The 26,346-nt window shown below is 72.6% G+C and carries 22 protein-coding genes and 2 tRNA genes; 6 read left to right on the top strand and 18 right to left on the bottom strand.

Features of this window, described 5'->3' with window-relative positions:
* The first annotated feature begins 246 nt into the window (after positions 1–246).
* Positions 247–3,042, top strand: coding sequence for a phosphoenolpyruvate carboxylase (ppc, locus tag OHV05_RS20570; protein WP_405018980.1), 2,796 nt, complete (start codon positions 247–249; stop codon positions 3,040–3,042).
* 65 nt (positions 3,043–3,107) lie between these two features.
* On the opposite strand, the gene OHV05_RS20565 is transcribed toward ppc, so the two are convergent.
* From OHV05_RS20565 to OHV05_RS20540, 6 genes are all read right to left on the bottom strand, one after another.
* Positions 3,108–3,356 (bottom strand): hypothetical protein, encoded by a 249-nt coding sequence (locus OHV05_RS20565; RefSeq protein WP_405018979.1) that lies wholly within the window; start codon positions 3,354–3,356, stop codon positions 3,108–3,110.
* Between the two features lie 181 nt (positions 3,357–3,537).
* Entirely contained in the window at positions 3,538–4,113 is a 576-nt protein-coding gene (gene pth, locus OHV05_RS20560; protein WP_403044489.1) for an aminoacyl-tRNA hydrolase, read from the bottom strand.
* A gap of 101 nt (positions 4,114–4,214) precedes the next feature.
* Complete coding sequence (locus OHV05_RS20555) at positions 4,215–4,799, bottom strand: 50S ribosomal protein L25/general stress protein Ctc (RefSeq protein WP_405018978.1); 585 nt, start codon at positions 4,797–4,799, stop codon at positions 4,215–4,217.
* A 258-nt stretch (positions 4,800–5,057) separates the two neighbouring features.
* Positions 5,058–6,035, bottom strand: coding sequence for a ribose-phosphate diphosphokinase (locus tag OHV05_RS20550; RefSeq protein WP_403044484.1), 978 nt, complete (start codon positions 6,033–6,035; stop codon positions 5,058–5,060).
* Between the two features lie 202 nt (positions 6,036–6,237).
* A complete protein-coding gene (gene glmU, locus OHV05_RS20545; RefSeq protein ID WP_405018977.1) occupies positions 6,238–7,680 on the bottom strand; it encodes a bifunctional UDP-N-acetylglucosamine diphosphorylase/glucosamine-1-phosphate N-acetyltransferase GlmU in 1,443 nt (480 codons plus the stop codon).
* 148 nt (positions 7,681–7,828) lie between these two features.
* A tRNA-Gln gene (locus OHV05_RS20540) sits at positions 7,829–7,899 on the bottom strand.
* A 180-nt stretch (positions 7,900–8,079) separates the two neighbouring features.
* Here OHV05_RS20540 and OHV05_RS20535 point away from each other — a divergent pair.
* The 3 genes from OHV05_RS20535 to OHV05_RS20525 all read left to right on the top strand — a co-directional run bounded on the left by OHV05_RS20535 (position 8,080) and on the right by OHV05_RS20525 (position 10,362).
* A complete protein-coding gene (locus OHV05_RS20535) occupies positions 8,080–9,042 on the top strand; it encodes an acyl-CoA desaturase (RefSeq protein ID WP_405018976.1) in 963 nt (320 codons plus the stop codon).
* 26 nt (positions 9,043–9,068) lie between these two features.
* The gene (locus tag OHV05_RS20530; RefSeq protein ID WP_403044326.1) at positions 9,069–9,779 is read left to right on the top strand and encodes a TetR family transcriptional regulator; all 711 of its coding nucleotides are present in this window, start codon (positions 9,069–9,071) and stop codon (positions 9,777–9,779) included.
* Between the two features lie 91 nt (positions 9,780–9,870).
* Positions 9,871–10,362: a MarR family winged helix-turn-helix transcriptional regulator gene (locus OHV05_RS20525; RefSeq protein ID WP_405021504.1), complete on the top strand. Its 492-nt coding sequence runs from the start codon at positions 9,871–9,873 to the stop codon at positions 10,360–10,362.
* A gap of 254 nt (positions 10,363–10,616) precedes the next feature.
* On the opposite strand, the gene OHV05_RS20520 is transcribed toward OHV05_RS20525, so the two are convergent.
* The 8 genes from OHV05_RS20520 to OHV05_RS20485 all read right to left on the bottom strand — a co-directional run bounded on the left by OHV05_RS20520 (position 10,617) and on the right by OHV05_RS20485 (position 19,140).
* On the bottom strand, positions 10,617–12,071 hold the full coding sequence (locus tag OHV05_RS20520; RefSeq protein ID WP_405018975.1) for a polysaccharide biosynthesis protein: 1,455 nt from the start codon (positions 12,069–12,071) through the stop codon (positions 10,617–10,619).
* A 136-nt stretch (positions 12,072–12,207) separates the two neighbouring features.
* A complete protein-coding gene (locus tag OHV05_RS20515; protein WP_405018974.1) occupies positions 12,208–13,071 on the bottom strand; it encodes a LuxR C-terminal-related transcriptional regulator in 864 nt (287 codons plus the stop codon).
* Positions 13,072–13,296: 225 nt separating this feature from the next.
* Positions 13,297–14,427, bottom strand: a complete 1,131-nt coding sequence (gene galK / locus OHV05_RS20510; RefSeq protein ID WP_405018973.1) for a galactokinase — start codon at positions 14,425–14,427, stop codon at positions 13,297–13,299.
* On the bottom strand, positions 14,424–15,386 hold the full coding sequence (galE, locus tag OHV05_RS20505; RefSeq protein ID WP_403044335.1) for a UDP-glucose 4-epimerase GalE: 963 nt from the start codon (positions 15,384–15,386) through the stop codon (positions 14,424–14,426). Before galE ends, galK begins: the two co-directional genes overlap by 4 nt.
* The gene (gene galT / locus OHV05_RS20500; protein WP_405018972.1) at positions 15,383–16,471 is read right to left on the bottom strand and encodes a galactose-1-phosphate uridylyltransferase; all 1,089 of its coding nucleotides are present in this window, start codon (positions 16,469–16,471) and stop codon (positions 15,383–15,385) included. The genes galE and galT overlap by 4 nt, the downstream gene beginning before the upstream one ends.
* A 318-nt stretch (positions 16,472–16,789) precedes the next feature.
* The gene (locus OHV05_RS20495) at positions 16,790–17,458 is read right to left on the bottom strand and encodes a LuxR C-terminal-related transcriptional regulator (RefSeq protein ID WP_405018971.1); all 669 of its coding nucleotides are present in this window, start codon (positions 17,456–17,458) and stop codon (positions 16,790–16,792) included.
* Positions 17,459–17,632: 174 nt separating this feature from the next.
* A tRNA-Thr gene (locus OHV05_RS20490) sits at positions 17,633–17,708 on the bottom strand.
* Positions 17,709–17,799: 91 nt separating this feature from the next.
* Entirely contained in the window at positions 17,800–19,140 is a 1,341-nt protein-coding gene (locus OHV05_RS20485; RefSeq protein WP_405018970.1) for an MFS transporter, read from the bottom strand.
* 144 nt (positions 19,141–19,284) lie between these two features.
* Between OHV05_RS20485 and OHV05_RS20480 the strand changes: the two genes are divergently transcribed.
* Both OHV05_RS20480 and OHV05_RS20475 read left to right on the top strand, forming a co-directional pair.
* A complete protein-coding gene (locus OHV05_RS20480; protein ID WP_405018969.1) occupies positions 19,285–19,473 on the top strand; it encodes a hypothetical protein in 189 nt (62 codons plus the stop codon).
* Between the two features lie 61 nt (positions 19,474–19,534).
* Positions 19,535–21,427 (top strand): FUSC family protein, encoded by a 1,893-nt coding sequence (locus tag OHV05_RS20475; protein WP_405018968.1) that lies wholly within the window; start codon positions 19,535–19,537, stop codon positions 21,425–21,427.
* Positions 21,428–21,616: 189 nt separating this feature from the next.
* Here the strand turns inward: OHV05_RS20475 and OHV05_RS20470 are convergent, their stop codons facing one another.
* From OHV05_RS20470 to rsmA, 4 genes are all read right to left on the bottom strand, one after another.
* Positions 21,617–23,410 carry an ABC-F family ATP-binding cassette domain-containing protein gene (locus tag OHV05_RS20470; RefSeq protein WP_405018967.1) on the bottom strand — a complete coding sequence of 598 codons (1,794 nt, stop codon included), beginning with the start codon at positions 23,408–23,410 and terminating at the stop codon, positions 21,617–21,619.
* Positions 23,411–23,476: 66 nt separating this feature from the next.
* Positions 23,477–24,463: an aldo/keto reductase gene (locus OHV05_RS20465; protein WP_405018966.1), complete on the bottom strand. Its 987-nt coding sequence runs from the start codon at positions 24,461–24,463 to the stop codon at positions 23,477–23,479.
* 74 nt (positions 24,464–24,537) lie between these two features.
* Positions 24,538–25,452 carry a 4-(cytidine 5'-diphospho)-2-C-methyl-D-erythritol kinase gene (locus OHV05_RS20460; RefSeq protein WP_405018965.1) on the bottom strand — a complete coding sequence of 305 codons (915 nt, stop codon included), beginning with the start codon at positions 25,450–25,452 and terminating at the stop codon, positions 24,538–24,540.
* Complete coding sequence (rsmA, locus tag OHV05_RS20455; protein ID WP_405018964.1) at positions 25,449–26,333, bottom strand: 16S rRNA (adenine(1518)-N(6)/adenine(1519)-N(6))-dimethyltransferase RsmA; 885 nt, start codon at positions 26,331–26,333, stop codon at positions 25,449–25,451. Before rsmA ends, OHV05_RS20460 begins: the two co-directional genes overlap by 4 nt.
* Positions 26,334–26,346 lie beyond the last annotated feature (13 nt).

Genomic DNA, 26,346 nt, shown 5'->3' with positions numbered 1-26,346 from the left:
CGGTCCAGGGGATCGGGGCCGCACTGTCGGCAGGCGCTCAGCGGTCGACTACCCAGGGGCTCGGAACACAGTGCCCGAGCCCTGCGGGCAGTGGACCCCTAAAGACTGTCCGCGATGCGGTTACCTCGCCGAGACGGCACCGGGTGCCACCTATGCTGGTCGCGTCGGACAGCGCGGTCCGCACACACCGCCTCTACCCAGGCGGCGAGAGCCGTTGCCGAACCCCACCACCACAGGGAGCCAGCCGTGACCGCTCCGGTCCCCACTCCGGCGGAGAGCCCCACGCCGATCGCCGACAACGCCGCGCTCCGCGCGGACATCCGCCGCCTCGGCGACCTGCTCGGCGAGACCCTGGTCCGCCAGGAGGGCGCCGAGCTGCTCGGCCTGGTCGAGCAGGTCCGCCTGCTCAGCCGGACCGACGGCGAGGCGACCGCCGAGCTGCTCTCCGGTATCGACCTGGAGACGGCGGCCAAGCTGGTCCGGGCCTTCTCCACCTACTTCCACCTGGCGAACGTCACCGAGCAGGTGCACCGCGGCCGCGAGTTCGCCACCCGCCGGGCCAAGCACGGCTCGCTGCTGGCGCAGACCGCCGACCAGCTGGCCGACGCCGACCCGAAGCACCTGGCCGACACGCTGGCGCACCTGGCGGTCCGTCCGGTCTTCACCGCGCACCCGACCGAGGCCGCCCGCCGCAGCGTGCTCAACAAGCTGCGCCGGATCGGCGAGCTGCTGGAGCGGATCCACCGCGAGCACGCCGCCTCGGGGCTCTCCACCACCGACCCGGTCCGGCACTCCTCGGCCAAGCGGCAGGCCGACCGCCGCCTCGCCGAGGTGATCGACCTGCTCTGGCAGACCGACGAGCTGCGGATCGCCCGCCCGGAGCCCACCGACGAGGCCCGGAACGCCGTCTACTACCTGGACGAGCTGTACCGCGAGGCCGTCCCGGAGGTGCTGGAGGAGCTGCACGAGGAGCTGGCCCGGGTCGGGCTGAGCCTGCCCGAGGGCGTCCGACCGCTGACCTTCGGCACCTGGATCGGCGGCGACCGGGACGGCAACCCGAACGTCACCCCGCAGGTCACCTGGGACGTGCTCAACCTGCAGCACGAGTACGGCATCAAGGACGCCCTGGCCGCCGTCGACGACCTGCGCAACTCGCTCTCCACCTCGGTCCGGCTGGCCGGCGCCTCGGAGGAGCTGCTCGCCTCGCTGGAGGCCGACCTCAAGCTGCTGCCCGAGCTGAGCCCGCGCTACAAGCGGATGAACGCCGAGGAGCCGTACCGGCTGAAGGCCACCTGCGTCCGGCTCAAGCTGGAGAACACCCGCGAGCGGCTCGCCGCCGGCACCCCGCACGTCCCCGGCCGGGACTACCTGGGCACCCGCGAGCTGGTCGCCGACCTGAAGCTCATTCAGGACTCGCTGCGCGCCCACCGGGGCGAGCTGATCGCCGATGGCCGGCTGGCCCGGGCGATCCGCACCGTGGAGGCGTTCGGCCTCCAGCTCGCCACCATGGACGTCCGCGAGCACGCCGAGGCGCACCACCACGCGCTCGGCCAGCTCTTCGACCGGCTCGGCGAGGAGGCGTGGCGCTACGCGGACATGCCGCGCGAGTACCGGCAGAAGCTGCTCGCCAAGGAGCTGCGCTCGCGCCGCCCGCTGGCGCCCACCCCGGCCCCGCTGGACGCGGCGGGCACCAAGACCCTCGGTGTCTTCAACACCATCCGGGAGGGCTTCGAGCGGTTCGGCGACGAGATCGTCGAGAGCTACATCATCTCGATGTGCCAGGGCGCCGACGACGTCTTCGCGGCCACCGTCCTGGCCCGTGAGGCCGGCCTGATCGACCTGCACGCGGGCATCGCCACCATCGGCATCGTGCCGCTGCTGGAGACCACCGACGAGCTCCAGGAGGCCGACCGGATCCTGGACGAGATGCTCTCCGACCCGTCCTACCGCCTGCTGGTCTCGCTCCGCGGCGACATCCAGGAGGTGATGCTCGGTTACTCGGACTCGTCCAAGTTCGGCGGCATCACCACCTCGCAGTGGGAGATCCACCGGGCCCAGCGCCGGCTGCGCGACGTGGCCCACCGGTACGGCATCCGGCTGCGGCTGTTCCACGGCCGCGGCGGCACCGTCGGCCGCGGCGGCGGCCCCTCGCACGAGGCGATCCTGGCCCAGCCCTGGGGCACCCTGGAGGGCGAGATCAAGGTCACCGAGCAGGGCGAGGTGATCTCGGACAAGTACCTGCTCCCCTCGCTGGCCCGGGAGAACCTGGAGCTGACCATCTCGGCCACGCTGGCCGCCTCCGCGCTGCACACCGCCCCGCGCCAGGCGCCCGAGGAGCTGGCCCGCTGGGACCAGGTGATGGACCAGGTCTCCGAGGCCGCGCACACCTCGTACCGCGCGCTGGTCGAGCAGGAGGACCTGCCGAAGTACTTCTTCGCGGCCACCCCGGTGGACCAGCTGGCCTCGCTGCACCTGGGCTCCCGCCCGTCCCGCCGCCCGGACTCCGGCGCCGGCCTGGACGGTCTGCGGGCGATCCCGTGGGTCTTCGGCTGGACCCAGTCCCGGCAGATCGTGCCCGGCTGGTACGGCGTCGGCTCCGGCCTGGCGGCGGCCCGGGCGGCCGGTCTGGGTGACGTGCTGGCCGAGATGCACGGCCAGTGGCACTTCTTCCAGAACTTCCTGTCCAACGTCGCGATGACGCTGGCCAAGACCGACCTGCGGATCGCCCGGCACTACGTCGAGCAGCTGGTCCCGGCCGAGCTGCACCACGTGTTCGACCAGATCGTGGCCGAGCACGAGCTGACCCTCAAGGAGGTGCTCCGGCTCACCGGCGAGAGCGAACTCCTGGAGCACAACGAGGTGTTGAAGCAGACCTTCACGGTCCGCGACGCCTACCTCGACCCGATCTCCTACCTCCAGGTGGCGCTGCTCCGCCGCCAGCGCGAGCTGGTCGCCCAGGGCCGCGAGGAGGACCCGCTGCGGGCCCGGGCGCTGCTGCTGACCGTCAACGGCATCGCCGCCGGTCTGCGCAACACCGGCTGACCCGGCCGGAACGCGGGGAGGGGCGGTCCGCAAGGACCGCCCCTCCGTCGTCTGCCGACGCCCGCTCAGTGCACCGTCACCCGGCCGGACTTCCGGCGGCGCAGCCACATCGCCGCCCCGCCCGCGACCACCACCAGGCCGCCGCCCACGGCGTACAGCCCGGACGAGGTGCCCAGCTCACCCGCCTCCGGGGCGGGGAACTGCGCGGCGGCCGGCTCCGGCGACCCGGCGGGCCGCCCCGTCGGGTCGGCCGCCTGCGCGGCCGTCGCCCCGAACACCGTGGCCGCCAGCACCAGCGTCGTACCACCCAGCACACGTCCGACACGGACGCGCTGTGACCGAATCACGGTCCCTACCCCCAGATCCAACCCCTCAACCCTGCGTACCCGACTGACGCTATCCGATCGGACCGGTCGTTCCCACACGGTTTCCGGAACGATCGGGCAAGCGTTGCACGACCGTTGTGCAAACCCAGCGCGGCGTCTTGACGGACCGTCAGGAGTTGTAGGTGCCCTGGGCCCGCTCCAGCCCCTCCGCGAGCAGGGCCTCCACCGCGTCGGCCGAGCGGTCCACGAACCACTCCAGCTCCTTGCGCTCGGTCGAGGAGAAGTCCTTGAGCACGAAGTCCGCGACGTCCATCCGGCCGGGTGGGCGGCCGATCCCGCAGCGCAGCCGGTGGTAGTCGGGGCCGAGCGACTTGGTGATCGACTTCAGGCCGTTGTGGCCGTTGTCGCCGCCGCCGAGCTTGAGTCGCAGGGTGGCGTAGTCGAGGTCCAGCTCGTCGTGCACCGCGACGATCGCCGAGGTGGGCGCCTTGTAGAAGTCGCGCAGCGCGGTGGTCGGGCCGCCGGAGAGGTTCATGAAGGTCATCGGCTTCGCCAGCACGACCCGCTTCCCGCTGATCCGTCCCTCGGCGATCCCGGCCCGGCTCTTGTGGGTCTTGAACCTGGCACCGATCCGCTGGGCCAGCAGGTCGACCACCATGAAGCCGATGTTGTGCCGGTTCCGGGCGTACTCGTCGCCCGGGTTGCCGAGGCCGACGACCAGCCACGGACCGTCGTAGTCGTTCATGTACCGCTCCTTCTTCGGATACCGCCATCATCCCGGACACACCGCTGCCCCGGTCACTCCGAACGGAGTGACCGGGGCAGCGGTCAGGCAACGGGTGAGGCTCAGGCCTGGGCCGCGGCGGCCTCGGCGTCGGCGTCGGCCTGCGAGGCCTGGGCGCCGATGACCTGGAGGACGACGGTGTCGCCGTCGACGGCCAGGGTGGTGCCGGCCGGCAGGGTGATGTCCTTGGCCAGGACGGAGGCGCCGGCCTCGAGGCCCTGGACCGAGACGGTGACCGACTCGGGCAGGTGGGTGGCCTCGGCCTCGACCGGGAGGGAGTTCAGCACGTGCTCGAGCAGGTTGCCACCGGCAGCGAGCTCGCCCTCGGTGAGGATCGGGATCTCGACGGTGACCTTCTCGCCGCGCTTCACGAGCAGCAGGTCGACGTGCTCGATGGTGCGCTTGATGGCCTCACGCTGGATGGCCTTCGGCAGCACGTACTCGTCCTTGCCGTCGATCGGCACGACCAGCAGGGCGTTCGAGGTCTTCAGCGCCATCATCAGGGCGTGGCTGGGCAGGTTCAGGTGAACCGGGGTCTGGCCGTGGCCGTAGACGACGCCGGGGACGAAGCCGGCGCGACGGGCGCGACGGGCGGCACCCTTGCCGAACTCGGTGCGGGACTCGGCGGCAAGGCGGATCTCGGACACGTCTGCTCCTCTTGGGGAAAACGGGTGCAGACAAGCGAAAACCGCCGAAGCCACACCCTCAAATACCTGGGGGTTCGCTCGACGGCAGACGACGGCTGAAGGTTTTTCAGCAGCGCGTCGATCACGGAGACGGCACCGAATGGGCGCACAGCATCCCTCGCCGAGCAGTCTCACGAGTCTAACCGTACGGCTCGTCAACCACGAAATCGGCCCCGGCGCTCGACTGAGCACCGGGGCCGGATCACAGCTGACGCGGGGTCAGTGCACACCCTCGAAGAGGCTGGTGACCGAGCCGTCCTCGAAGACCTCGCGGATCGCGGCGGCGATCGACGGGGCGATCGAGAGCGTGGTCACCTTGTCCAGCTGGAGCTCCTGCGGGGTCGGCAGGGTGTTGGTGAACACGAACTCGCTGACCCGGGAGTTCTTCAGGCGGTCGGCGGCCGGGCCGGACAGCACACCGTGGGTGGCGGCCACGATGACGTCGGCGGCGCCGTTGTCGAAGAGCGCGTCGGCCGCGGCGCAGATGGTGCCGGCCGTGTCGATCATGTCGTCGACCAGGACGCAGACCCGGCCCTTGACGTCACCGACCACCTCGGCGGACAGGATGGTGTTGGCCTGGGTCATGTCCCGGCGCTTGTGGATGATCGCCAGCGGCGCACCGAGGCGGTCCGACCACTGGTCGGCGACCTTCACCCGGCCGGCGTCCGGCGAGACGATGGTCAGCTTCGACCGGTCGACCTTCCGGCCCACGTAGTCCGCCAGCAGCGGCAGCGCGAACAGGTGGTCCACCGGGCCGGAGAAGAAGCCCTGGATCTGCGCGGTGTGCAGGTCCACCGCCATGATCCGGTCGGCGCCGGCCGCAGCCAGCAGGTCGGCCACCAGACGGGCCGAGATGGGCTCGCGGCCCAGGTGCTTCTTGTCCTGCCGGGCGTAGCCGTAGAACGGCAGGATCGCCGTGATGCTGCGGGCCGAGGCCCGCTTCAACGCGTCGATCATGATGAGCTGTTCCATGATCCACTGGTTGATCGGAGCCGTGTGGCTCTGCATCACGAAGCAGTCCGCACCACGGGCGGAGTCCAGGAAGCGGACGTAGATCTCACCGTTGGCGAAGTCCAGCGCCTTGGTGGGCACCAGTTCGGTCCCGAGCGCCGCGGCGACTTCGGCCGCCAGCTCGGGGTGGGCACGGCCGGAGAAGAGCTTGAGCTTCTTCTCACCCGACGTCGTGATCCCGCTCACTGCACCGTCTCCTCGTGTTGCTGACGCACATGAACCCGCCGCGCCGCACCCCGGCTCGGCCGGGATCGGTGGTCAACGGGGATGGGGAGTACGCCCAGACACGGGCCAGGGAGCCCAGTGGCGCACGTATGTACTCCAGGTTACGCGCTGGGCCGCGAAGCGTCCGCCCCGGGCCCACTCCCCAAGATCCCCAGGGGACCGTTCAGGCCCCGTTCGCCTCGGCCGCCGCACGCGCCGAGTCGGTGCCGGGCCGCTTGCGCTCCACCCAGCCGGGGATGTTGCGCTGCTGGGCCCGGGAGACCCCGAGCGCACCGGCCGGCACGTCGCTGACGATCACCGAACCGGCCGCGGTGTAAGCACCGTCACCGACCGTCACCGGGGCGATGAACATGTTGTCCGAACCCGTGCGGCAGTGGGCCCCGATGGTGGTCCGGTGCTTGTTCACACCGTCGTAGTTGACCGTCACGGAGGCCGCGCCGACGTTGCTGTGCTCGCCGATGGTGGCGTCCCCGATGTACGACAGGTGCGGCACCTTGGCGCCCTCGCCGAGCTCGGAGTTCTTGATCTCCACGTAGGTGCCGGCCTTGGCCTTCCGGCCCAGCTTGGCGCCCGGGCGCAGGTAGGCGTACGGGCCGACGCCGGCCAGCTCGCCGATCTCGGCGCCGATCGCCGTGGTGTTGCTCACAGTGGCGCCCGCGCCGACCAGGGTGTCGGTCAGGGTCGAGTTCGGACCGACCTGGCAGCCCTCGCCCAAGTGGGTGGTGCCGTGCAGCTGGGTGTTCGGCAGCAGCACCGCGTCCGGCTCGTAGCTGACCTGGACGTCGATCCAGGTGGTGGCCGGGTCGACCACGGTGACGCCCGCGCGCATCGCCCGCTCGGTCAGCCGGGAGTTCAGGATCCGGCGGGCCTCGGCCAGCTGGACCCGGTCGTTGATCCCCAGGATGTCCCGGTAGTCGGCGGCCACCACGGCGCCCACCCGGTGACCCGCCGTCCGGAGGATGCCGAGCGTGTCGGTGAGGTACTCCTCGCCCTGCGAGTTGTCGGTGGTGACCTTGGCCAGCGCCTCGGCCAGCAGCTTGGCGTCGAAGGCGAAGACCCCGGAGTTGATCTCGGCGATCGCGCGCTGCGCCGGGGTGGCGTCCTTCTCCTCGACGATCGCCGCGACCGCCTCCGCGTCGTCCCGCAGGATCCGGCCGTAGCCGGTGGAGTCCGGCACCACGGCGGTCAGCACGGTGACCCCGTTGCCCTGCTCGACGTGCGCGGCGACCAGCGCGGCCAGCGTGCCGCCGGTCAGCAGCGGGGCGTCGCCGGTGGTGATCACCACCGTGCCGTCCGGCTCGCCGCCCTCGGCGGCCAGTGCCGCCAGCGCGATGCGCACCGCGTGACCGGTGCCCTTCTGCTCCAGCTGCACGGCGGTCCGTACGTCGGGGTGGCACTCGGCCAGATGGGCCTGCACCAGCTCGCGCTGGTGACCGACCACCACCAGCAGCCGATCCGGCGTCAACTCCTGGGCGGCGGACACCGCGTGACCGACCAGGGTGCGGCCGCAGATCGGGTGCAGCACCTTGGGCAGGCTCTTGGACTTCATCCGAGTCCCGCCGCCGGCGGCGAGCACGATCACGGCAGCAGGGGTGTTGGCACTCACGCGGGAGGCTCCTCGGTTCGGCGCAGGGAGGGGAGGGACGCCCGAAGGCCGGCACTCCGCACGGCCGCGCTCCCGGGCTGCCCCGAGCTTAGCCCGGACAGCAGGCAGCCCCCGGACCGCCGTCGCGGTCCGGGGGCTGTCGCGGACGCTCCCGGAGGAGGATTCGAACCCCCATAAGCTGGACCAAAACCAGCTGTCCTGCCCTTAGACGATCCGGGAAGGAGCTGCACCGTGCCGGTCGCCCGGCATGCGGTCCACAGCCTACGGGGTAAGGGCTCTGACATCCACCACCCTTAGGGGCCCCTAGCCGTGGCCGACACGTCTTCCCAACCGGGGCGGCAGAACTTACGATGCCGTAGGTTACGGCTACGTAGGTAGCCCCTTCCCTCAAGGAACCCCATGACGATCCAGGCCAGCGAAGCGCCCCCAGAGGCTGATGCCATCGCCGCCACCCAGCTCTCCGCCACCCGAGGTGGCGAGAAGCAGGGCCTCGCCGAGCGGATCACGCTCGGCCTCTTCATCGGGGTGCCCTTCCTGGCGCTGCTGGCCGTCGTGCCGGTGGCCTGGGGCTGGGGCCTCGGCTGGACCGACCTGGCGATCGCCACGGTGATGTACTTCGTCGCCTGCCACGGCATCACGGTCGGGTTCCACCGCTACTTCACGCACGGCTCGTTCAAGGCCAAGCGCCCGCTGGTGATCGCGCTGGCGATCGCCGGCAGCCTGGCGATCGAGGGCCCGCTGGTGCGCTGGGTGGCCGACCACCGCAAGCACCACCGGTTCAGCGACAAGGAGGGCGACCCGCACTCGCCGTGGCGTTACGGCGAGTCGGTGCCCGCGCTGCTCAAGGGCCTCTGGTGGGCCCACATGGGCTGGCTCTTCGACGAGGAGCAGACCTCCCAGGTCAAGTACGCGCCCGACCTGGTGAAGGACCCGGCGCTGCGGACCGTCTCCCGGCTGTTCTGGGTCTGGACCCTGGTCTCGATGCTGATCCCGCCGCTGGTCGGCGGTCTGGTCTCGATGTCCTGGCAGGGCGCGCTGACCGCCTTCTTCTGGGGCTCGCTGGTCCGGGTGGCCCTGCTGCACCACGTCACCTGGTCGATCAACTCGATCTGCCACGCGATCGGCTCCCGGCCGTTCAAGTCCCGTGACAGGTCCGGCAACGTCTGGTGGCTGGCGGTGCTGTCCTGTGGCGAGTCCTGGCACAACCTGCACCACGCCGACCCCACCTCGGCCCGGCACGGGGTGCTGCGCGGCCAGATCGACTCCTCCGCCCGGCTGATCCGCTGGTTCGAACTGGCGGGCTGGGCGACGGATGTGCGGTGGCCGGACGCGGAGCGGATCGCGGCCCGCCGCACCGCATGACCCGACGCCTGCAGCATGATGTAAGGGTGAACGGGAGCAACGGAGACACCACGGACGGCCGGACCACACGAGCGGAGACCGCCCGTACCCGGTCGGCCGCTCCCGCCCGGACCACCAAGGCGGGCCGGGTCAGGATGACCGGCAAGCAGCGCCGCGAACAACTCCTCGACATCGGCCGGACGGTGTTCGCCGAGCGCGGCTACGACGGCACCTCGGTGGAGGAGATCGCCGAGCGGGCCGGGGTCTCCAAGCCGGTGGTCTACGAGCACTTCGGGGGCAAGGAGGGGCTGTACGCGGTCGTGGTCGACCGGGAGATGCAGCTCCTCCTCGACATGGTCACCGGCGCGCTCACGGGGGGACACTCCCGCGAGCTGCTGGAGCAGGCCGCCTTCGCACTGATGGACTACATCGACACCTCGACCGACGGCTTCAAGATCCTGGTCCGGGACTCCCCGGTGGCGCAGTCCACCGGCAGCTTCGCCTCGCTGATCAGCGACATCGCCACCCAGGTCGAGGACATCCTCGGCCTGGAGTTCAAGTCCCGCGGCTTCGACGCCCGGCTGGCGCCGATGTACTCACAGATGCTGGTCGGCATGGTCGCGCTCACCGGCCAGTGGTGGCTGGAGGTCCGCCGCCCGGGCAAGGCCGAGGTGGCCGCCCACCTGGTGAACCTGGCCTGGCACGGCCTGGAGGGCATGGAGCGGCACCCCAAACTGGTCGGCGACCGGCAGCTCTGACCCTCGCGGCAGCTGTGCCCGCGGTGTTCACCGAGGAAGTCTTGACGTCAAGAGGCTTCATATCGACACACCCGTGGCTACACTGATCCACATGGAGGACGAGGTCGACCGGCTGGTCGCTGCATGGCGCCGTGAGCGCCCCGACCTCGACGTGCGACCGCTTGAGGTGCTCAGCCGGGTCAGCCGGCTCGCCAGGCACCTGGACCGCGCCCGCCGCACCGCCTTCGCCGAGCACGGCCTGGAGCCGTGGGAGTTCGACGTGCTGACCGCCCTGCGCCGGGCCGGCTCCCCCTACCAGCTCTCCCCCGGCCAGCTGCTCACCCAGACCCTGGTCACCTCCGGCACCATGACCAACCGGATCGACCGGCTCACCGGCAAGGGCCTGGTCAAGCGGCTGCCCGACCCCGACGACCGGCGCGGTGTGCTGGTCCGGCTGACCGAGGACGGGCGGGACCGCGCGGACGAGGCGCTGGCCGGTCTGCTGGCCCACGAGCGCGCCCTGCTGGCCGAACTGACGGGGCAGCAGCAGACCGAGCTCGCGGGGCTCCTCCGCCAGCTGGTGGCACCGTTCGACGCGATCTGAGTCCGCCTCCGGCTGTGCCGCAGGCAGGCGCTCGGGCTGCGCTCCAGGCAGAGGCTCAAGCATCAACGGTCCAGGGGCTCGGGGCTCTGCCGATCTGCGGCTCCGCCGCGTTGGCGAGGAGATCTGGCGCTCGGGTCACTGCGAAAGTGCCTGACCACCTACGCAACGGTGACCTTGTACGAGGCCGGCGTCGCCCACGCGGCGGAGCCGCACAACAGCAGAGCCCCGGGCCCCTGTATTCCGACAGCTCGTGCCTAGAAACCGTCCGGATAGGGGCTGCTGAGGGCGGGGACGGGCTGGGCGACGGGGGTGTGGTAGCCGGGGAGGAGTTCGGCCAGGCGGCGGCGGACCTCGGCGTCGGAGTTGCCTGCGGCGGCCTGGTAGAGGCCGGTCAGGCCGCCGGCCAGGTCCTCGGGGCCGGCCGTGTGGTCGGCGACGGTGGCGTAGATCCGGGCGTGGGCGGTGGGGACGCGGACCTCGCCCTCGGAGAACAGGGCCTCGTTGAGCTTCTCCCCGGCCCGGAGGCCGGTGTACCGGATCTCCACCTCCTCGGCCTCCAGCTGGACCTGCCGGGCGAAGTTGTGCACCAGGTCGACGATCCGTACCGGCTCCCCCATGTCCAGCACGAACACCTCGCCGCCGTGCGCCATCCGCCCGGCCTCCAGCACCAGGCCGACCGCCTCCTCGATGGTCATGAAGAACCGGGTCACGTCGGGGTGGGTGACCGTCACCGGGCCGCCGCTGCGGAGCTGTTCGGCCAGCACCGAGAGCAGCGAGCCCCGCGAGCCGAGCACGTTGCCGAACCGGACCGCCGAGAAGACGCCGGTGCCGAGGTTGCGGGCGTCCCGGGCGTTGGCCTGCACGATCAGCTCGGCCAGCCGCTTGCTGGCGCCGAGCACCGAGGTCGGGTCGGCCGCCTTGTCGGTGGAGATCAGCACGAACCGCTCGACGCCGGTGGCGAGGGCGGCCTCGACCAGGTTGTCGGTGCCCAGCACGTTGGACTTCACCGCCTCGGAGGGGTGACGCTCCAGCAGCGGGAGGTGCTTGTGGGCGGCGGCGTGGAAGACCACCTCGGGCCGGAGGTCGCGGAAGATCTGCTGGATTCTCGGCCGGTCCCGGATGTCGGCGATCACCAGCGAGTCGTCGGTGAGCAACGCCTCGCCCCAGATGTCGAGTTGGAGCCGGTGCAGGTTGGACTCGTCGTGGTCGAGCATGTACAGCTCGGCCGGACCGAAGGCGTGCAGCTGACGGCAGAGTTCGCTGCCGATCGAGCCGCCCGCGCCGGTGACCAGGACCCGGCGGCCCTCGATCACGGCCCGGACGTCCGAGGAGACCACGTGCACCTCGTGCCGGCCGATCAGCCGGTTGACGTCCAGGCTGCGCAGGTCGGAGCCGACCACCTCGCGGCGGAGGGCGGAGAGGAAGGACGGCAGGTAACGGACCGAGGCGCCGGCCGCCGCCGCCGCAGTGGCCAGCTGGCGGACCCGCTGGTGGGCCAGCCCGGGGATCGCCAGCACCACCACCTGGGCTCGGTGCCGGACCGCGATCTCGGTCAGCTCGGCGAGCGCGCCGAGCACCGGTGCGCCGCTGACCAGCTGACCGGCCTTCAGCGGGTCGTCGTCCAGCAGCCCGACCGGGAGCAGCCCGAAGTCGGGTGTCCGGTCGAGGTCGCGGACCAGCGCGGTGCCGGCCGAACCGGCACCGACCACGATCGTACGCAGACCTGAACCGCCTTCCTGGAGTGGATGGTTGGACGGATTCAGGCGTGCGGCATTGTTGTACGGCGACATGTGTCCTCCGAATTCCCTGACCTGACGATGTCGGTACCTGGGCTTGGGGGGCTGGTCAGCCGGCGCCGGGGCCTGTGGCGACGGTTGGGGTGGCGCGCGGGGTGGGCGGGGTGACCGGTTCGGAGGGGCTGACGCCCGCCCGTCGGGCCACCGCGACGGCGGCGAGGGTGGAGTGCACCCCCAACTTGCCGAGCACGTTCTGCATGTGGGTGCGGACGGTGTGCGGCGAGAGGTAGAGCCGCTCGGCCACGGCCTGCCGGCCGAGACCGGCGACCATACAGCGGAGCACCTCCTCCTCCCGGGGGGTGAGGCTCTCCACCAGCCGTTCGCTCTCCGTCCGGTCCCGCCGGGCGGCGGTCAACTCCCGTACCACCCCGGTGAGCAGGGCGGGCGGCAGATGGGTCTCGTCCCGCAGGACGCCGCGGATCACGGCCATCAGCCGTGGCAGCGAACTGTCCTTGGCCACCCAGCCGCAGGCACCGGCCTGCAGTGCCCGGACGGCGCGGCGCGGGTCGTCCTCGCGGGCCAGCACCACGGCACGCAGCTCCGGGTACGTCCGACAGGCCCTGGCCAGCAGGGGTAAGCCGTCGGGCGCCGGCCCGGCGGGTGGCCTGAGCGGGCCCGGCTGGGTCGGCACGGAGAGCCGACCGGGTGCCGGTGCACGGCCGAACTGCCCTTCCGGCTCGGACTGTTGGCGGGGGCGGCGCAAGGCGGCGGCGCCCACGGGGCCCAGGTCCGCGTCGATCAGGATCACGTCGAAGGCCCGCCCTTCGGCGGCGGCCCGCTCCAGGGCGCGCTCGGCGCCGGCCGCGCTGCCGGCCACGCCGACCTCGACGTCCGCCTCGGCGGCCAGGGTGGCCGCCAGCGCCTCGGCAAAGATGCGGTGGTCGTCGACCACCAGGACGCGAACCCGCCCCATCGTCGTTCCCCCCTGCTCAGGTGCCGACCCCCACCGGCTGCCGGGCCCACTGCGGCGGGCTCGCCCACTTCATGCCCCCCGGTTCCCTGCGGGACTCAGCGTACGGAAGAGGGCAGCGCATCGGTGGGGATTTGGTGAAGTTTCGTCATTCACCGCGCAGTTGTCCGGACATGACGGCGCCCCGGGCCGACGCTGGGTCGGCCCGGGGCGCTGTACCGCCGCAGGTCAGCTCAGCCGACGCGCCCCGGCCGCCGGGGTGGCGGTGAAGGTGCGCGGGTCGGCGTACCCGGCGGACTTGAAGGCACCGGTCACGGCGGCCGCGACGGCGTCCAGCCGTTCGGCGTCGACCAGGGCGATCACCGAGCCGCCGAAGCCGCCGCCGGTCATCCGGGCGCCGAGCGCACCGGCCTCGACCGCCACCGCCACCGCCAGGTCGGTCTCCGGGCAGGAGACCCCGTAGTCGTCCCGGAGCGAGGCGTGCCCGGCGGTCAGCACCGGGCCGAGCCCGGCGAAGTCACCGGCGTCCAGCAGGGCGACGGCCTGCCGCACCCGGGCGTCCTCGGTCACCACATGCCGGACCAGCGGCCGGAGTTCGGCCGGCAGCGCGGCCAGCGCGGCGGGCAGCCCCGCCGGGTCGAGGTCGCGCAGGGCGGGCAGCCCGAGCAGCGCGGCGGCCCGCTCGCAGCCGGCCCGCAGGTCGGCGTACGCACCGTCGGCCAGGTCGTGCTTGACCCGGGTGTCGATCACCAGCAGGCGCAGGCCCCGACCGGCCAGGTCGAGCGGCACCTGACGCTGCGCCAGGTCCCTGGTATCCAGGAAGAGCGCACCGCCCTCGGCGCAGCAGGTCGAGGCCATCTGGTCCATCACCCCGCACGGGACGCCGACGAAGGCGTTCTCGGCCCGCTGCGCGAGCAGGGCCAACTCGGCCGCGTCCAGGTCCAGTTCGTACAGGTCGCGGTAGGCGGTGGCGACCACGCACTCCAGCGAGGCGGAGGAGGACAGGCCCGCTCCGGTCGGCACGTCGCTGTCGAACCAGAAGTCCGCGCCGCCGACCGGGTGCCCCGCCTCGCGGAACGCCCAGACCACTGCGGCGGGGTACTTGGCCCAGCCCGCCACGGCGCCGGGGGTCAGCCCCTCGACGTCCAGCTCGGTCACCCGGCCGTCGCCCTGCTCGCTCCACAGCCGCAACAGGCCGTCGGTGCGCAGGCGGACGGCCGCCCTGGTGGTGTGCGGCAGGGCGATCGGGAGCACGTAGCCGTCGTTGTAGTCGGTGTGCTCGCCGATCAGGTTGACTCGGCCGGGCGCCGCCCAGACCCCGGTCGGGGCGGCGCCGTGGACGGACTGGAAATCGGTCATGCGGGCTTCTTCTCCAGGGTGAACTGCCAGGCGTCCTTGACGATCTCGTCCAGGTCGGCACGACGGGGGGTCCAGCCCAGCGCCTGGTGGGCGCGGGCGGCGGAGGCGACCAGGACGGCCGGGTCGCCGGGGCGGCGGTCGGTGACCACGACCGGGATCTCCCGGCCGGTCACCCGCTTCACCGACTCGATCACCTGGCGGACGGAGAAACCGCTGCCGTTGCCGAGGTTGCAGATCAGGTGCTCGCCGGGCTTGGCGGCGTCCAGCGCCAGCAGGTGGGCGTCGGCCAGGTCGGCCACGTGGATGTAGTCGCGGATGCAGGTGCCGTCCGGCGTCGGGTAGTCCTCGCCGTAGACCGCGATGTGCGGGCGGTCGCCCAGGGCGGCCTGGAAGACCAGCGGGATCAGGTGCGACTCCGGGTCGTGCCGCTCGCCGTACGCCCCGTACGCCCCGGCCACGTTGAAGTAGCGCAGCGAGACGGCGGCCAGGCCGTGCGCGACCGCCTCACTGGTGATCAGGTGGTCCACCGCGAGCTTGGTGGCGCCGTAGGTGTTGGTCGGCGAGGTGCGGGCGGTCTCGGCGATCGGCACCTCCTCCGGCTCGCCGTAGACGGCGGCGGTGGAGGAGAACACCAGCTTGCCGACCCCGGCCTTGCGCATCGCGCTGATCAGCTCCAGCGAGCCGGCCACGTTGTTCCGCCAGTACTTCTCCGGGTCGGCCACCGACTCGCCGACCTGCGAGCAGGCGGCGAAGTGCAGCACGCCGTCAAAGGAGGAGTCCAGCACCTCGGCCGCGTCCTGGATCCGGCCCCGGACGAACTCGGCCCCGGCCGGGACCCCCTCACGGAAGCCGGTGGAGAGGTCGTCGAGCACGGTGACCTGGTGGCCCGCCTCCAGCAGGTGCGCGGTGACCACACTGCCGACATAACCGGCGCCACCGGTGACCAGGTACTTACTCATGTTGCGACCTCCCGCAGGCGACGGGCCGCCGACTCCGGCGACACGTCGTTGATGAATGCGTCCATGCCGGACTCGACGCCGGCCAGGAACTTGAGCTTGCCTACCGTACGACGGATCGTGAACAGCTCCAGGTGCAGTGCCAGCTCGGTGCGGTGCCGGGCGGGCGCCTGGTGCCAGGCCGCGATGTACGGGGTCGGAGCGGTGCCGTCGAACAACCGGTCGAAGCGGCGCAGCAGTTCGAGGTAGATCCCCGGGAACTCGGCCCGCTCCGGCTCGGTCAGCCCGGTCAGGTCGGCCACCCGGCGGTTCGGGTACAGGTGCACCTCGTACGGCCAGCGGGCGGCGAACGGGACGAACGCCGTCCAGTGCTCGCCCCGGAGCACCACTCGTACGGGATCGGCGAGTTCGGCCGCGAGCAGGTCCTCGGACAGGTTCCGGCCGGTGGCGGCGCGGTGCTCGTCGGCCCGGGCGATCATCTTGACGGTGCGGGGGGTGACGAACGGAAAGGCGTAGATCTGGCCGTGCGAGTGGGCCAGCGTGACGCCGATCTCGGCGCCGCGGTTCTCGAAGCAGTAGACCTGCTCGACGCCCGGCAGCGCGGAGAGCTCGGCTGTCCGGTCGGTCCACGCGTCCAGCACCAGGCGGGCTTGGTCCTCGCTCAGGTCGGCGAACGACGCCCGGTGCTCGGCGGTGAAGCAGACCACCTCGCAGCGGCCCACCCCGGCCGCCAGCTCGCGCAGCGGTGTGGCGTCCGGCTCCACCTCGGCGGCGGCACCGAGCGCGAGCGAGGGGAACCGGTTCTCGAACACCACCACCTCGTAGTCCGACGCCGGGATCTCGCTCGACCGCCCGTCCCGGGACGGGCAGAGCGGGCACTCGTCGGCCGGCGGGTGGTAGGTCCGGCCCTGGCGGTGGGCCGCCACCGTGACGTGGTCCCCGGTGACCGGGTCGCGGCGCACCTCCGACAGTGCGGTGGTCGCCTCCAACGGACGCAGGTCGATGGAGGAGCGGTCGGTGGGGCCCTCCGCCGCATCGAAGTAGATGAGCTCGCGACCGTCCGCGAGCTTGGTCGTGGTCTTCTGCACGGCTCCGCCTTCCGAATGTGCGCTGCGCTCACATAATCAAACACAACTGCACACGAGTCAACACCGGGGCTCAGGGCTGCACTTTCGGCAGGCGCTCGGGGCCGCACGGTCCAGGGGCTCGGGGCTGCACTGTTGGCAGGCGATCGAGCATCTACGGTCAGGGGCTCGGGGAACTGCGAGGAGATCTGGTGTTCGGGTCACTGCGAAAGTGCCTGACCACCCCTGAACGGATCACCTTGCCCGAGGTCGGCGTCGCAGTTCCCCGAGCCCCTGACCGTAGATCCGGAGCATCTGCCAAAGGTCGGCGATGCGGGTGCGTCAGGGGCGGGTGATGCGGGCGAGGAGGCCGGTGCGGACGGCGAGGGCGGTGGCTTCGAGGCGGGTGCGGGCGCCGAGCTTCATCAGGACGCGTTGGACGTGGGTGCGGGCGGTGCTCGGGGCGATGCCCATGCCGGCGGCGATCGCGGTGGTGTCCTGGCCCTCGGTGATCCGGAGCAGGACCTGGACCTCCCGCCGGGTCAGGGCCCGGAGCAGCCGCAGCGAGTCGTCGTCCGGTTCGGGCACCGGGCGGAGCACCCGCTCGAAGGCCCCCTGCAGCACCTCGACCGCGACCGCCGCCTCGCCCGCCCGGACCCGGGCGATCGCCCGCTCGACCACCTCGATCCGCTCGTCGCTGCGGACGTAGCCCGCCGCGCCGGCCGCGAAGGCCGCCGCCACCCGCCCGGGCTCGCCGACCGGGCCGAGCACCACCACGGCGATCTCGGGCCGTTCCCGGCGCAGCCGCCGGAGCGGCTCGAAAGCGTCCGGAGCACCCGCTCCGGCCACCCCCAGCAGGCAGACCTCGGGACGTCGGCCGACCACCGACTCGGCCACCGCCCGGGCCGGCGAGCCGATCGCGAGCACCCGGTGCCCGCGCAGGGTCAGCGCGGCGGCCAGCGCCTCCGCGAGCAGTCTGTGGTCGTCGACCACCACGAGCCGAACGCCCACGGCGCCCTCCACTCCCCGTCCGGCCACCCTCCGCACCCCGTCCGTACCCGGCGGGCCACCGTGACGCACCATCAGAGCGCATTCGGCCCCGGCCCGCCAGAGCGCGGGCGGGTCGGGCCGCGCCCTCGGGAAACACAACAGGCCCCCGCCGAGATGGCGGGAGCCTGTGATGAGTGGAGCCCCCATGCGGAATCGAACCGCAGACCTTCTCCTTACCATGGAGACGCTCTACCGACTGAGCTATAGGGGCGAACCGGTCGAACGAGGAAGACATTACACGGTGATCGGCCCGTACGGGAAATCCGTTCCGCCACCCACCCCGCTCCCCGCCCGACGGCCCGTCAGCCGGGCTCGGCGAGCAGCCCGGGCCGCCGTACCGCGCCCAGGTCGCGCCCCCGGGTCTCGGGCAGCGCGAGCAGGCTGAGCAGGGAGACCACCCCCACTCCGGCCGCGTACCAGCCGATCGGGACGGCGGTTCCGTAGACGCCGTACAGCCGGGTGGCGACCAGCGGGGCGGTGGCCCCGCCGACCACCCCGCCGAGGTTGTAGCCGAGCGCCACGCCGGTGTACCGCACCCGGGTCGGGAACAGCTCGGGCAGGTAGCCGGCCACCGGCCCGAAGTGCAGCCCGAGCACGGCCATCGAACCGATCAGCGCCACCCCGACCAGCACCGGCCTGGCGGTCTCCAGCAGCACGAAGAGCAACGGCGCCCAGCCGACGCCCAGGGCGGTCGTGACGATCAGGGTCCGCCGTCGGCCCCAGCGGTCGCCCTGCCCCGCGCTGAGCCAGACCGTGCCCGCCATGGCCAGCGCGCCGGCCAGCAGCAGCCCGAGCACCAGGCCGCCGGCCAGGCCGAGTCCGGCGGTCGCGTAGGCCAGCGCGTAGGTGGTGGTCAGGTAGAACAGCGTGTACCCGACCATGATCGAGAGACCGGCGAGCAGCACCGTCCGCCCGTGCTCGCGGAGCAGCTCGACCACCGGCACCCGGGCCCGCTCCGGCTGCTCCCGGAACAGCGGCGACTCGGCCACCCGTAGCCGGACGAACAGCCCGAACGCCACCAGCACGGCCGAGGCCAGGAACGGCACCCGCCAGCCCCAGCCCAGGAAGGCCGACCTGCTCAGCCCCTCGGAGAACGCCAGGAAGACCGCGTTCGCCAGGAAGAAGCCCGCGCACGGCCCGAGTTGCAGGTACCCGCCGTACCGCCCGCGCCGCCCCGCCGGGGCGTGCTCGGCCAGCAGCAGGGCCGCGCCGCCCCACTCGCCGCCCAGGCCGATCCCCTGACAGAACCTCAGGACGACCAGCAGCACCGGCGCCCAGCTCCCCCAGGCCCCGTACCCGGGCAGCAGCCCGACCAGCGCGGTGGACACCCCCATCAGCAGCAGCGAGCCGACCAGGGTGGTCTTCCGGCCGAGCCGGTCGCCGTAGTGCCCGAACAGCACCGCCCCCACCGGCCGGGCCAGGAACGCCACCGCGTACACCGAGAAGGCGGCCAGCAGCCCGCCGGCTGCACCGAGGCCGGGGAAGAACACCTGGCCGAAGACCAGCGCGGCCGCCGTCCCGTAGATGAAGAAGTCGTAGAACTCGATCGTGGTGCCGACCAGCGCGGCCGCCGCCACCCGGCGGAGCGCCGGAGCCTGTTCGTCGGACCGGTCGGCCACGGCCGCCGGAGGGGAGGAAGTCATGCCCCCACCCTGGAGCGGCCGGACCGGCCCGGACAGCGGTCAGCCGGGTGATCCGGGAGTGCGGTCCCGGATGTCCGCCGGGGTGGTGCATGTCCCGGTACCTGGCGGTATGGTGTGCGCTCCTGGGCAGGAAAGGACGCGGACATGCAGGGGCTGTTGAGCAATCGTGGTGTCCTCCACCGGGTCCTCCCGGTACTCGGCCTGGCCCTCGGATTCTTCCTGCTGGACCTGGGGCTGACGCTCTGTCGGGAGGGCGCCTCGTTCGGCTGGCCGATACCCGGCGCGGTGGTCGCCGCCGGCTCCCTCGGGCTGACGGTGCGCAGCTTCCGCTGAGCGTCCCGTTCTATGCTGGGTCGACCCGGTACGCCCGATTCCCAGCGCAGTAGGTGAGCACGTGTCAGCCCCTGGCCGTCCCCGTGCCTGGTGGGCGCACGCCGCCCGGGCCGACCGGCCGCCCGTCCCCTGGACGCTGGTGATCCGGGCCGCGACCGGCATGCTCACCCCGCTCGCCCTCGGCCTGCTCGGCGGCCGCCTCGACCTCGGCGTCTACGCCGGACTCGGCGCGATGCACGCCACCATGAACGACCGGCTGGAACCCACCGCCCTCCGGGTCCCCCGGATCGCCGGAGCGGTCACCGCCTCCGCACTCGGCATGCTGGTCGGCGCCGCGCTCCAGCACGCCGGCGCCGGGACGCTCACCGCCGGCGCCGCCCTCACCCTGGTCGCCTTCGCCTCCGGCGCGCTCAGCGCCACCGGTCCGCGCGGCTCGGGCGCCGGGATGCTGCTACTGGTCTCCGCCACCCTCGGCGCCGGGATGCCGCTCTCCCACCCCTGGTGGGCCGCTCCGCCGATGATGCTGCTCGGCGCCGGGTACGTCCTGCTGCTCGGCCTCCCGCACCGTGCCCACGCCGACCACCCCGACGCCGACCCGCGCCGCCGCGCCCTGGCCGCCGCCCTGCGCGCCCTCGGCGCCACCCTCGCCGACCTCGGCACCCCGGCGGGCTCGGCCTCCCGGCAGCTGCTCACCGCCCGGCTCAACCAGCTGCAGGACCTGCTGCCCCCGGCGCACCGTCAGGAGGCCGAGCCGGTCCGGCAGTTGCGGCGCCTGTACGAAGCCGTGCTGGGCGCCACCGAGACCGCCGGCGGACTGCTCTGGGCCCGGCGCCCCGTCCCCGCCGAGGTCGCCGCCCTGCCGGACGCCCTGGCCGACGCCGTCCTCGGCGCACCCCCGCCCCGCTACCCCGACTGGCACCCCGACACCCCCGCGCTGCGGGCCCTGGACACCGCCCTGCGCGCGGTCGCCGACACGGCGGCCGGCCGCCCCGTGGTGCTCGGCACCGCCCCGGCACCGCCGCCCGACCCCTGGCGGCTGCGGGCCCGGCTGCTCTCCCCCGGCTCCGCCCGGTACGGCCTGCGGGTCGCGCTCTGCATCGCGGTCGCCGGGGTGGTGACCGCCGGGGTGCCGCTCAGCCGCAGCTACTGGGTGCCGATGACGGTCGCCTTCGTGCTCAAGCCCGACCTCGGCTCGGTCTTCCAACGGGCCGTCAGCCGGTCGGTCGGCACGGTGCTCGGGGTCGCGGTGGCGGCGGCCGTGCTCTCGGTCACCTCCTCGCAGTGGACGCTCACCGTGATCGCCGCCCTCTGCGTCGCGCTGCTGCCCTACTCGGCCGGGGTGCACTACGGCCTGAACGCCGCCGTGATGACGCCGATGGCGCTGATCCTGGTCCAGTTCGGCGGCGAACCGGGCACCGAGGAGCTCTGGCCCCGGGTGCTGGACACCGCCCTCGGCAGCGGCATCGTGCTGCTCTTCGGCTACCTGCTCTGGCCCGAACGCCCCCGGCACCGGATCGAACCCAAGCTGGTCGCCGCCACCACCGCCGTCCGGGCCTACCTGACCGCCGTGGTGGCCGAACCGGAACCGCTCGCCGAGGTGTGGCTGCGCCGCACCGCCTACCGCGCCCTGGCCGACGCCCGCCAGGTGGTCCGGCACGGCCTCACCGAACCACCCCCGAACGGCCGGCTGGCCGAACTGTGGCTCCCCGCCACCGCCGCCCTGGAGCGGCTCGGCGGAGCGGTCGCCGCCTACGGTGCCCAGCTCCGCTACGGCGGGCGCAGCCCCGACCCCACCGAGGTCGACCGGGTCCTGGACGCCCTCGACCGCCTCACGGCTGCCGCCCGCGACCACCGGCCCCCGAGCGGGCCGGCGGCGCACCCGACGGGGCCGCACGACCCCGCACTCAGCGTCCTGGGCCGTGCGGCCACCGAGCTCGACGCGCTTCTCGCCTGAGCATCTTGGCAGGGCGTTCAGTTGCACCACCCAGGGGCTCGGGGAACTGCGACGGTTCGTGGCTGGCGGGTATCACTGCAAAAGTGCCTGACCACCTACGCAACGATCGCCTTTTCGAAGGCCGGCGTCGCAGTTCCCCGAGCCCCTGACCGTAGATGCCGAGCCACCTGCCTGAAGGGGCGCCTGGGGTTACTCCTGTTCGGCGAGTTCCATCCAGGCGAGTTCGAGCTCTTCCTTGTCCTCGCGGACCTTGCGGAGCTGGGCGTCCAGGTCGGAGATCTTGGCGAAGTCGGCGGCGTGTTCGGCGAGTTGGGCGTGGAGCTTGACCTCCTGGGCGTCCAGCTTGACGATCTGGCGCTCCAGCTTCTGCATCTCCTTCTTGATCGCCCGGCTGTCCCCGGCGGGCTTGCCCGCCGGGGCGGCGAGCGCTGCGGGGACGGCCAGCTCGACCATCTTGGCCCGCCGCTCCAGGTACTCGTCGACACCCTTCGGGAGCATCCGCAGCCGCTGGTCACCGAGCAGCGCGTGCACGGTGTCGGTGGTCCGCTCGATGAAGAACCGGTCGTGGCTGATGACCACCATCGAGCCGGGCCAGCCGTCGAGCAGGTCCTCGAGCTGGTTCAGGGTCTCGATGTCGAGGTCGTTGGTGGGCTCGTCGAGGAAGAGCACGTTGGGCTCGTCCATCAGCAGCCGGAGCAGCTGGAGCCGACGCCGCTCACCACCCGAGAGGTCGCCGACCGGCGTCCACTGCTTGTCCTTGGTGAAGCCGAACTGCTCGCAGAGCTGACCGGCGCTCATCTCCCGGCCCTTGCCGAGGTCGACCCGGCCGCGGATCTGCTCGACGGCCTGGAGCACCCGGGTGGCCGGGTCCAACTCGGCGATCTCCTGGGAGAGGTAGGCCAGCCGGACGGTCTTGCCGACCTTGATCACGCCGGACGCGGGCTGCACGTCGCCCTGGGTGGCGTGGGCGGCCTGCATGGCACGCAGCAGCGAGGTCTTGCCCGCGCCGTTGACGCCGAGCAGACCGATCCGGTCACCGGGGCCGAGGTTCCAGGTCAGGTTCTCCAGCAGCAGCTTGGGACCGGCCTTGACGGTGACGTTCTCCAGCTCGAAGACCGTCCGGCCGAGCCGGGCGTTGGCGAACTTCATCAGCTCGCTCTTGTCCCGGGGCTCCGGCACGTCGGCGATCAGGGCGTTCGCGGCCTCGATCCGGTAGCGCGGCTTGGAGGTCCGGGCGGGGGCGCCCCGGCGCAGCCAGGCCAGCTCCTTGCGGGCCAGGTTCTGCCGCTTCTGCTCCTCGGTGGCCTCGGCCCGGGTGCGCTCGGCGCGGGCGAAGACGTAGTCGGAGTAACCGCCCTCGTACTCGCGGACCTCGCCGCGCTGGACGTCCCACATCCGGGTGCAGACCTGGTCCAGGAACCACCGGTCGTGGGTCACGCAGACCAGGCCGGAGCGGCGGTTCTGCAGGTGCTTGGCCAGCCAGGCGATGCCCTCGACGTCGAGGTGGTTGGTGGGCTCGTCCAGCACGACCAGGTCGTGCTCGCCGAGCAGCAGCTGGGCCAGCGCGATCCGGCGGCGCTCGCCACCGGAGAGCGGGCCGATCACGGTGTCCAGGCCCTGGGGGAAGCCGGGCAGGTCGAGGCCGCCGAACAGGCCCTGGATGATGTCGCGGATCCGGGAGTCGCCGAGCCACTCGTGGTCGGCCCGGCCGGCGATGACCTCCTGCCGGATGGTCTTCTTCGGGTCCAGCGAGTCGTGCTGGGTGAGCACCGCGAGCTGGAGGCCGCCGGAGTGGGTGATCCGGCCGCTGTCCGGCTCCTCCAGCTTGGCCAGCATCCGGATCAGCGTGGTCTTGCCGTCACCGTTGCGCCCGACCACACCGATCCGGTCCCCCTCGCTGACGCCGAGGGTGACCCCGTCGAGCAGGGCCCGGGTGCCGTAGACCTTGCTGACGGACTCGATGGTGGCGAGGTTGACGGCCACTGCAGCTGCGCTCCTGGAACTAGAGAGGCCGGGAGACGTCCCGGGGTCTCCAGCCTAGTGGGGTGCTCAGCCGGCGCTGTCCAGCCGTCCGCGCTGCTCGGCCGACAGCTCCAGGTCGAGGGCGGCCAGGCTCTCGTCCAGCTGGGCCACCGAGGAGGCGCCGACCAGCGGGACCACCGGGATCCCGCCGCCGATCAGCCAGGCCAGCACGACCTGGTTGACGGTGGCGCCGGTCTCGGCGGCGACCTGGTCCAGGACGGTCCGGCGGGCCCGGGTGCCCGCGTGGTCGAAGGCCGGGCCGAGCGGCTTGTCCGGCCGGGTGTAGCCGCCGCCGAGCAGCGGCGAGTACGCCACCAGGGTGAGCGCCGGGTCCTCCCGGACGTAGCTGAGCAGCTCGCCGTTGACCGCGCCCTGGTCGCCGTCGACGCTGAGCGCACCCGGCAGGTCGGCCCGGCGGCGGAAGTAGCTGTGGCTGTACTGGAGCACCTCGTACCCCGGCAGCCCGGCCTGCGCGGCCAGGCTGCGGGCCCGCTCGACCCGCCAGGTCCAGTGGTTGCTGACGCCCAGCAGGCCCACCGTGCCCTCACCCACCAGCGCGCCGAGCGCCTCGACGGTCTCCGCCAGCGGCACCTTGGTGTCCTCGACGTGCGCGTACAGCAGGTCGAGCCGCTCGACCCCGAGCCGCTCGCGGCTCTGCTCGGCCTGCTCCCGGACCGCCCGGGCGGACAGGCCGGCGCCGTTCTCCACGTACCCGGTGCCCGGGGCCAGCGGGCGCGCGCCGAGCTTGGTGGCGATCACCACCTCGTCGGTGACGCCCCGGCTGCGCAGCCAGCGGCCGACCAGCAGCTCGCTGGCGTCGCCCTGGCTGCCGTCGATCCAGTACGCGTAGTTGTTGGAGGTGTCGATGAAGGTGCCACCCGCCTCGACGTACCGGTCCAGCACGGCGAACGAGGTGGCCTCGTCGGTCAGCGTGCCCATCAGCATGGCGCCGAGGCTGAGCACGCTGACCTCGCGGCGGGTCTTCGGGTCGGTGCCGATCGTGCGGTACTGCATGCCAGACTCCCCGTCTCACGGCCCGTCGACTGCGGGCGCTGACCAGGAGTCTGGATTCTGGAGTGCACTCCAGGTCAACCGGCCAGGACCGCCGCTCCCGGCACCGGGCCGTACGTGGCGTGCGCGGCCCGGCAGGTACCGGAGGCCAGCAGGGCCGCCGCGACCGCGGCGGCCCTCTCGGCGTCGGCGACCAGGAACGCGGTGGTCGGGCCCGAGCCGGAGACCAGCGCGGCCAGCGCGCCCGCCTCGGTGCCGGCCAGCAGGGTGTCGGCCAGCGCGGGCCGGAGCGAGACGGCGGCGGGCTGCAGGTCGTTGGTCAGCGCCTTGGCCAGCGCGACCGGGTCACCGGCGGCCAGGGCGGCCAGCAGCGCCGGGTCGGCGTCCGGGGTGGGCACCTCGACGTCGGTGTGACCACCGGTTTCGGCCCGGAGGCGGTCGCACTCGCCGTAGACCGCCGGGGTGGAGAGCCCGCCGTCGGCCACCGCGAAGACCCAGTGGAACGTCCCGGTGACCGGCAGCGGCTCCAGGAGCTCGCCCCGCCCCCGGCCCAGCGCGACCCCGCCGAGCAGCGCGAAGGGCACGTCCGAGCCGAGCTCGGCGGCCAGCTCGTGCAGCACCCCGGCCGGGGTGTCCAGGCCCCACAGCGCGTCGCAGGCGACCAGCGCGGCCGCCCCGTCGGCACTGCCGCCCGCCATGCCGCCCGCGACCGGGATCGCCTTGGCGATGTGCAGCGCGACGTTCGGCTCGATGCCGTGGTGGGCGGCCAGCAGCCGGGCCGCGCGGGCGGCCAGGTTGGTGTCGTCCAGCGGGACCGAACCGGCATCGGGCCCGGAGCAGGTGAGGGTGACGCCCTCGCCGTGACGGGCCGTCACCTCGTCGCCGAGGGCGACCGCGAAGAACACGTTGGCCAGGTCGTGGAAGCCGTCGGCCCGCAGGCCGCCGACCCCGAGCTGCACGTTGACCTTGGCGGGCACCCGGACCGTGATCACTCGGCACCCCCGACCGGCTTGTGCTCGGCGATCGCGGCGAACTGCTCGACCGTCAGCATCTCGCCGCGCAGCTTGTGGTCGATCCCGGCGGCGGCCAGCGCCTGCTCGGCCCCGGCCGCCGAGCCGGCCCAGCCGGCCAGGGCGGCCCGCAGGGTCTTCCGGCGCTGCGCGAAGGCGGCGTCCACCACCGCGAACACCTCCTTGCGGGTCGCGGTGGTCTGCGGCTGCTGACGGCGGACCAGCGAGACCAGCCCGGAGTCCACGTTCGGCGCGGGCCAGAAGACGTTCCGGCCGATCGCCCCGGCCCGCTTCACCTCGGCGTACCAGTTGGCCTTGACCGAGGGCACCCCGTACACCTTGTTGCCCGGCTTGGCGGCGAGCCGGTCGGCGACCTCGCTCTGCACCATCACCAGGGTGCGTTCGATGGTCGGGAAGGTGGCCAGCATGTGCAGCAGCACCGGCACGGCCACGTTGTACGGCAGGTTGGCGACCAGCGCGGTGGGCGGCGGGCCCGGCAGCTCGGTGACCTCCATCGCGTCGCTGAGCACCAGGTCGAAGTCCTTCACCCGCTCCGGCAGCCGGGCGGCCACCGTGGTCGGCAGGTGCCTCGCCAGCAGCGGGTCGATCTCCACCGCCGTGACGTGCTTGGCCACCTCCAGCAGCGCCAGCGTCAGCGACCCGAGCCCGGGCCCGACCTCGACCACCACGTCCTCGGCCGTCACCCCGCCCGCCCGGACGATCCGGCGCACGGTGTTGCCGTCGATCACGAAGTTCTGCCCGCGCTGCTTGGTGGGCTTCACCCCGAGCGTGGCGGCCAGCTCACGGATGTCGGAGGCGCCGAGCAGGAAGCTGTCGGCCGTGGGGGTGGGGTCGCTGTTCACCCACCAAGGATAC

Origin of the sequence: Kitasatospora sp. NBC_00070 (assembly GCF_045041205.1) — a bacterium.
In the GTDB taxonomy this organism is placed as follows: Bacteria; Actinomycetota; Actinomycetes; order Streptomycetales; family Streptomycetaceae; genus Kitasatospora.
Note: the sequence above shows the minus strand (reverse complement) of the source record. Positions and strands in the feature narration are given on the sequence as shown.

Excerpts from the sequence above, each read along its gene's own strand:
- pth (WP_403044489.1), bottom strand. The coding sequence starts at position 4,113 with ATGAACGACTACGACGGTCCGTGGCTGGTCGTCGGCCTCGGCAACCCG.
- OHV05_RS20535 (WP_405018976.1), top strand. The coding sequence starts at position 8,080 with ATGACGATCCAGGCCAGCGAAGCGCCCCCAGAGGCTGATGCCATCGCC.
- OHV05_RS20525 (WP_405021504.1), top strand. The coding sequence starts at position 9,871 with ATGGAGGACGAGGTCGACCGGCTGGTCGCTGCATGGCGCCGTGAGCGC.
- OHV05_RS20515 (WP_405018974.1), bottom strand. The coding sequence starts at position 13,071 with ATGGGGCGGGTTCGCGTCCTGGTGGTCGACGACCACCGCATCTTTGCC.
- galK (WP_405018973.1), bottom strand. The coding sequence starts at position 14,427 with ATGACCGATTTCCAGTCCGTCCACGGCGCCGCCCCGACCGGGGTCTGG.
- galE (WP_403044335.1), bottom strand. The coding sequence starts at position 15,386 with ATGAGTAAGTACCTGGTCACCGGTGGCGCCGGTTATGTCGGCAGTGTG.
- OHV05_RS20485 (WP_405018970.1), bottom strand. The coding sequence starts at position 19,140 with ATGACTTCCTCCCCTCCGGCGGCCGTGGCCGACCGGTCCGACGAACAG.
- OHV05_RS20480 (WP_405018969.1), top strand. The coding sequence starts at position 19,285 with ATGCAGGGGCTGTTGAGCAATCGTGGTGTCCTCCACCGGGTCCTCCCG.
- OHV05_RS20465 (WP_405018966.1), bottom strand. The coding sequence starts at position 24,463 with ATGCAGTACCGCACGATCGGCACCGACCCGAAGACCCGCCGCGAGGTC.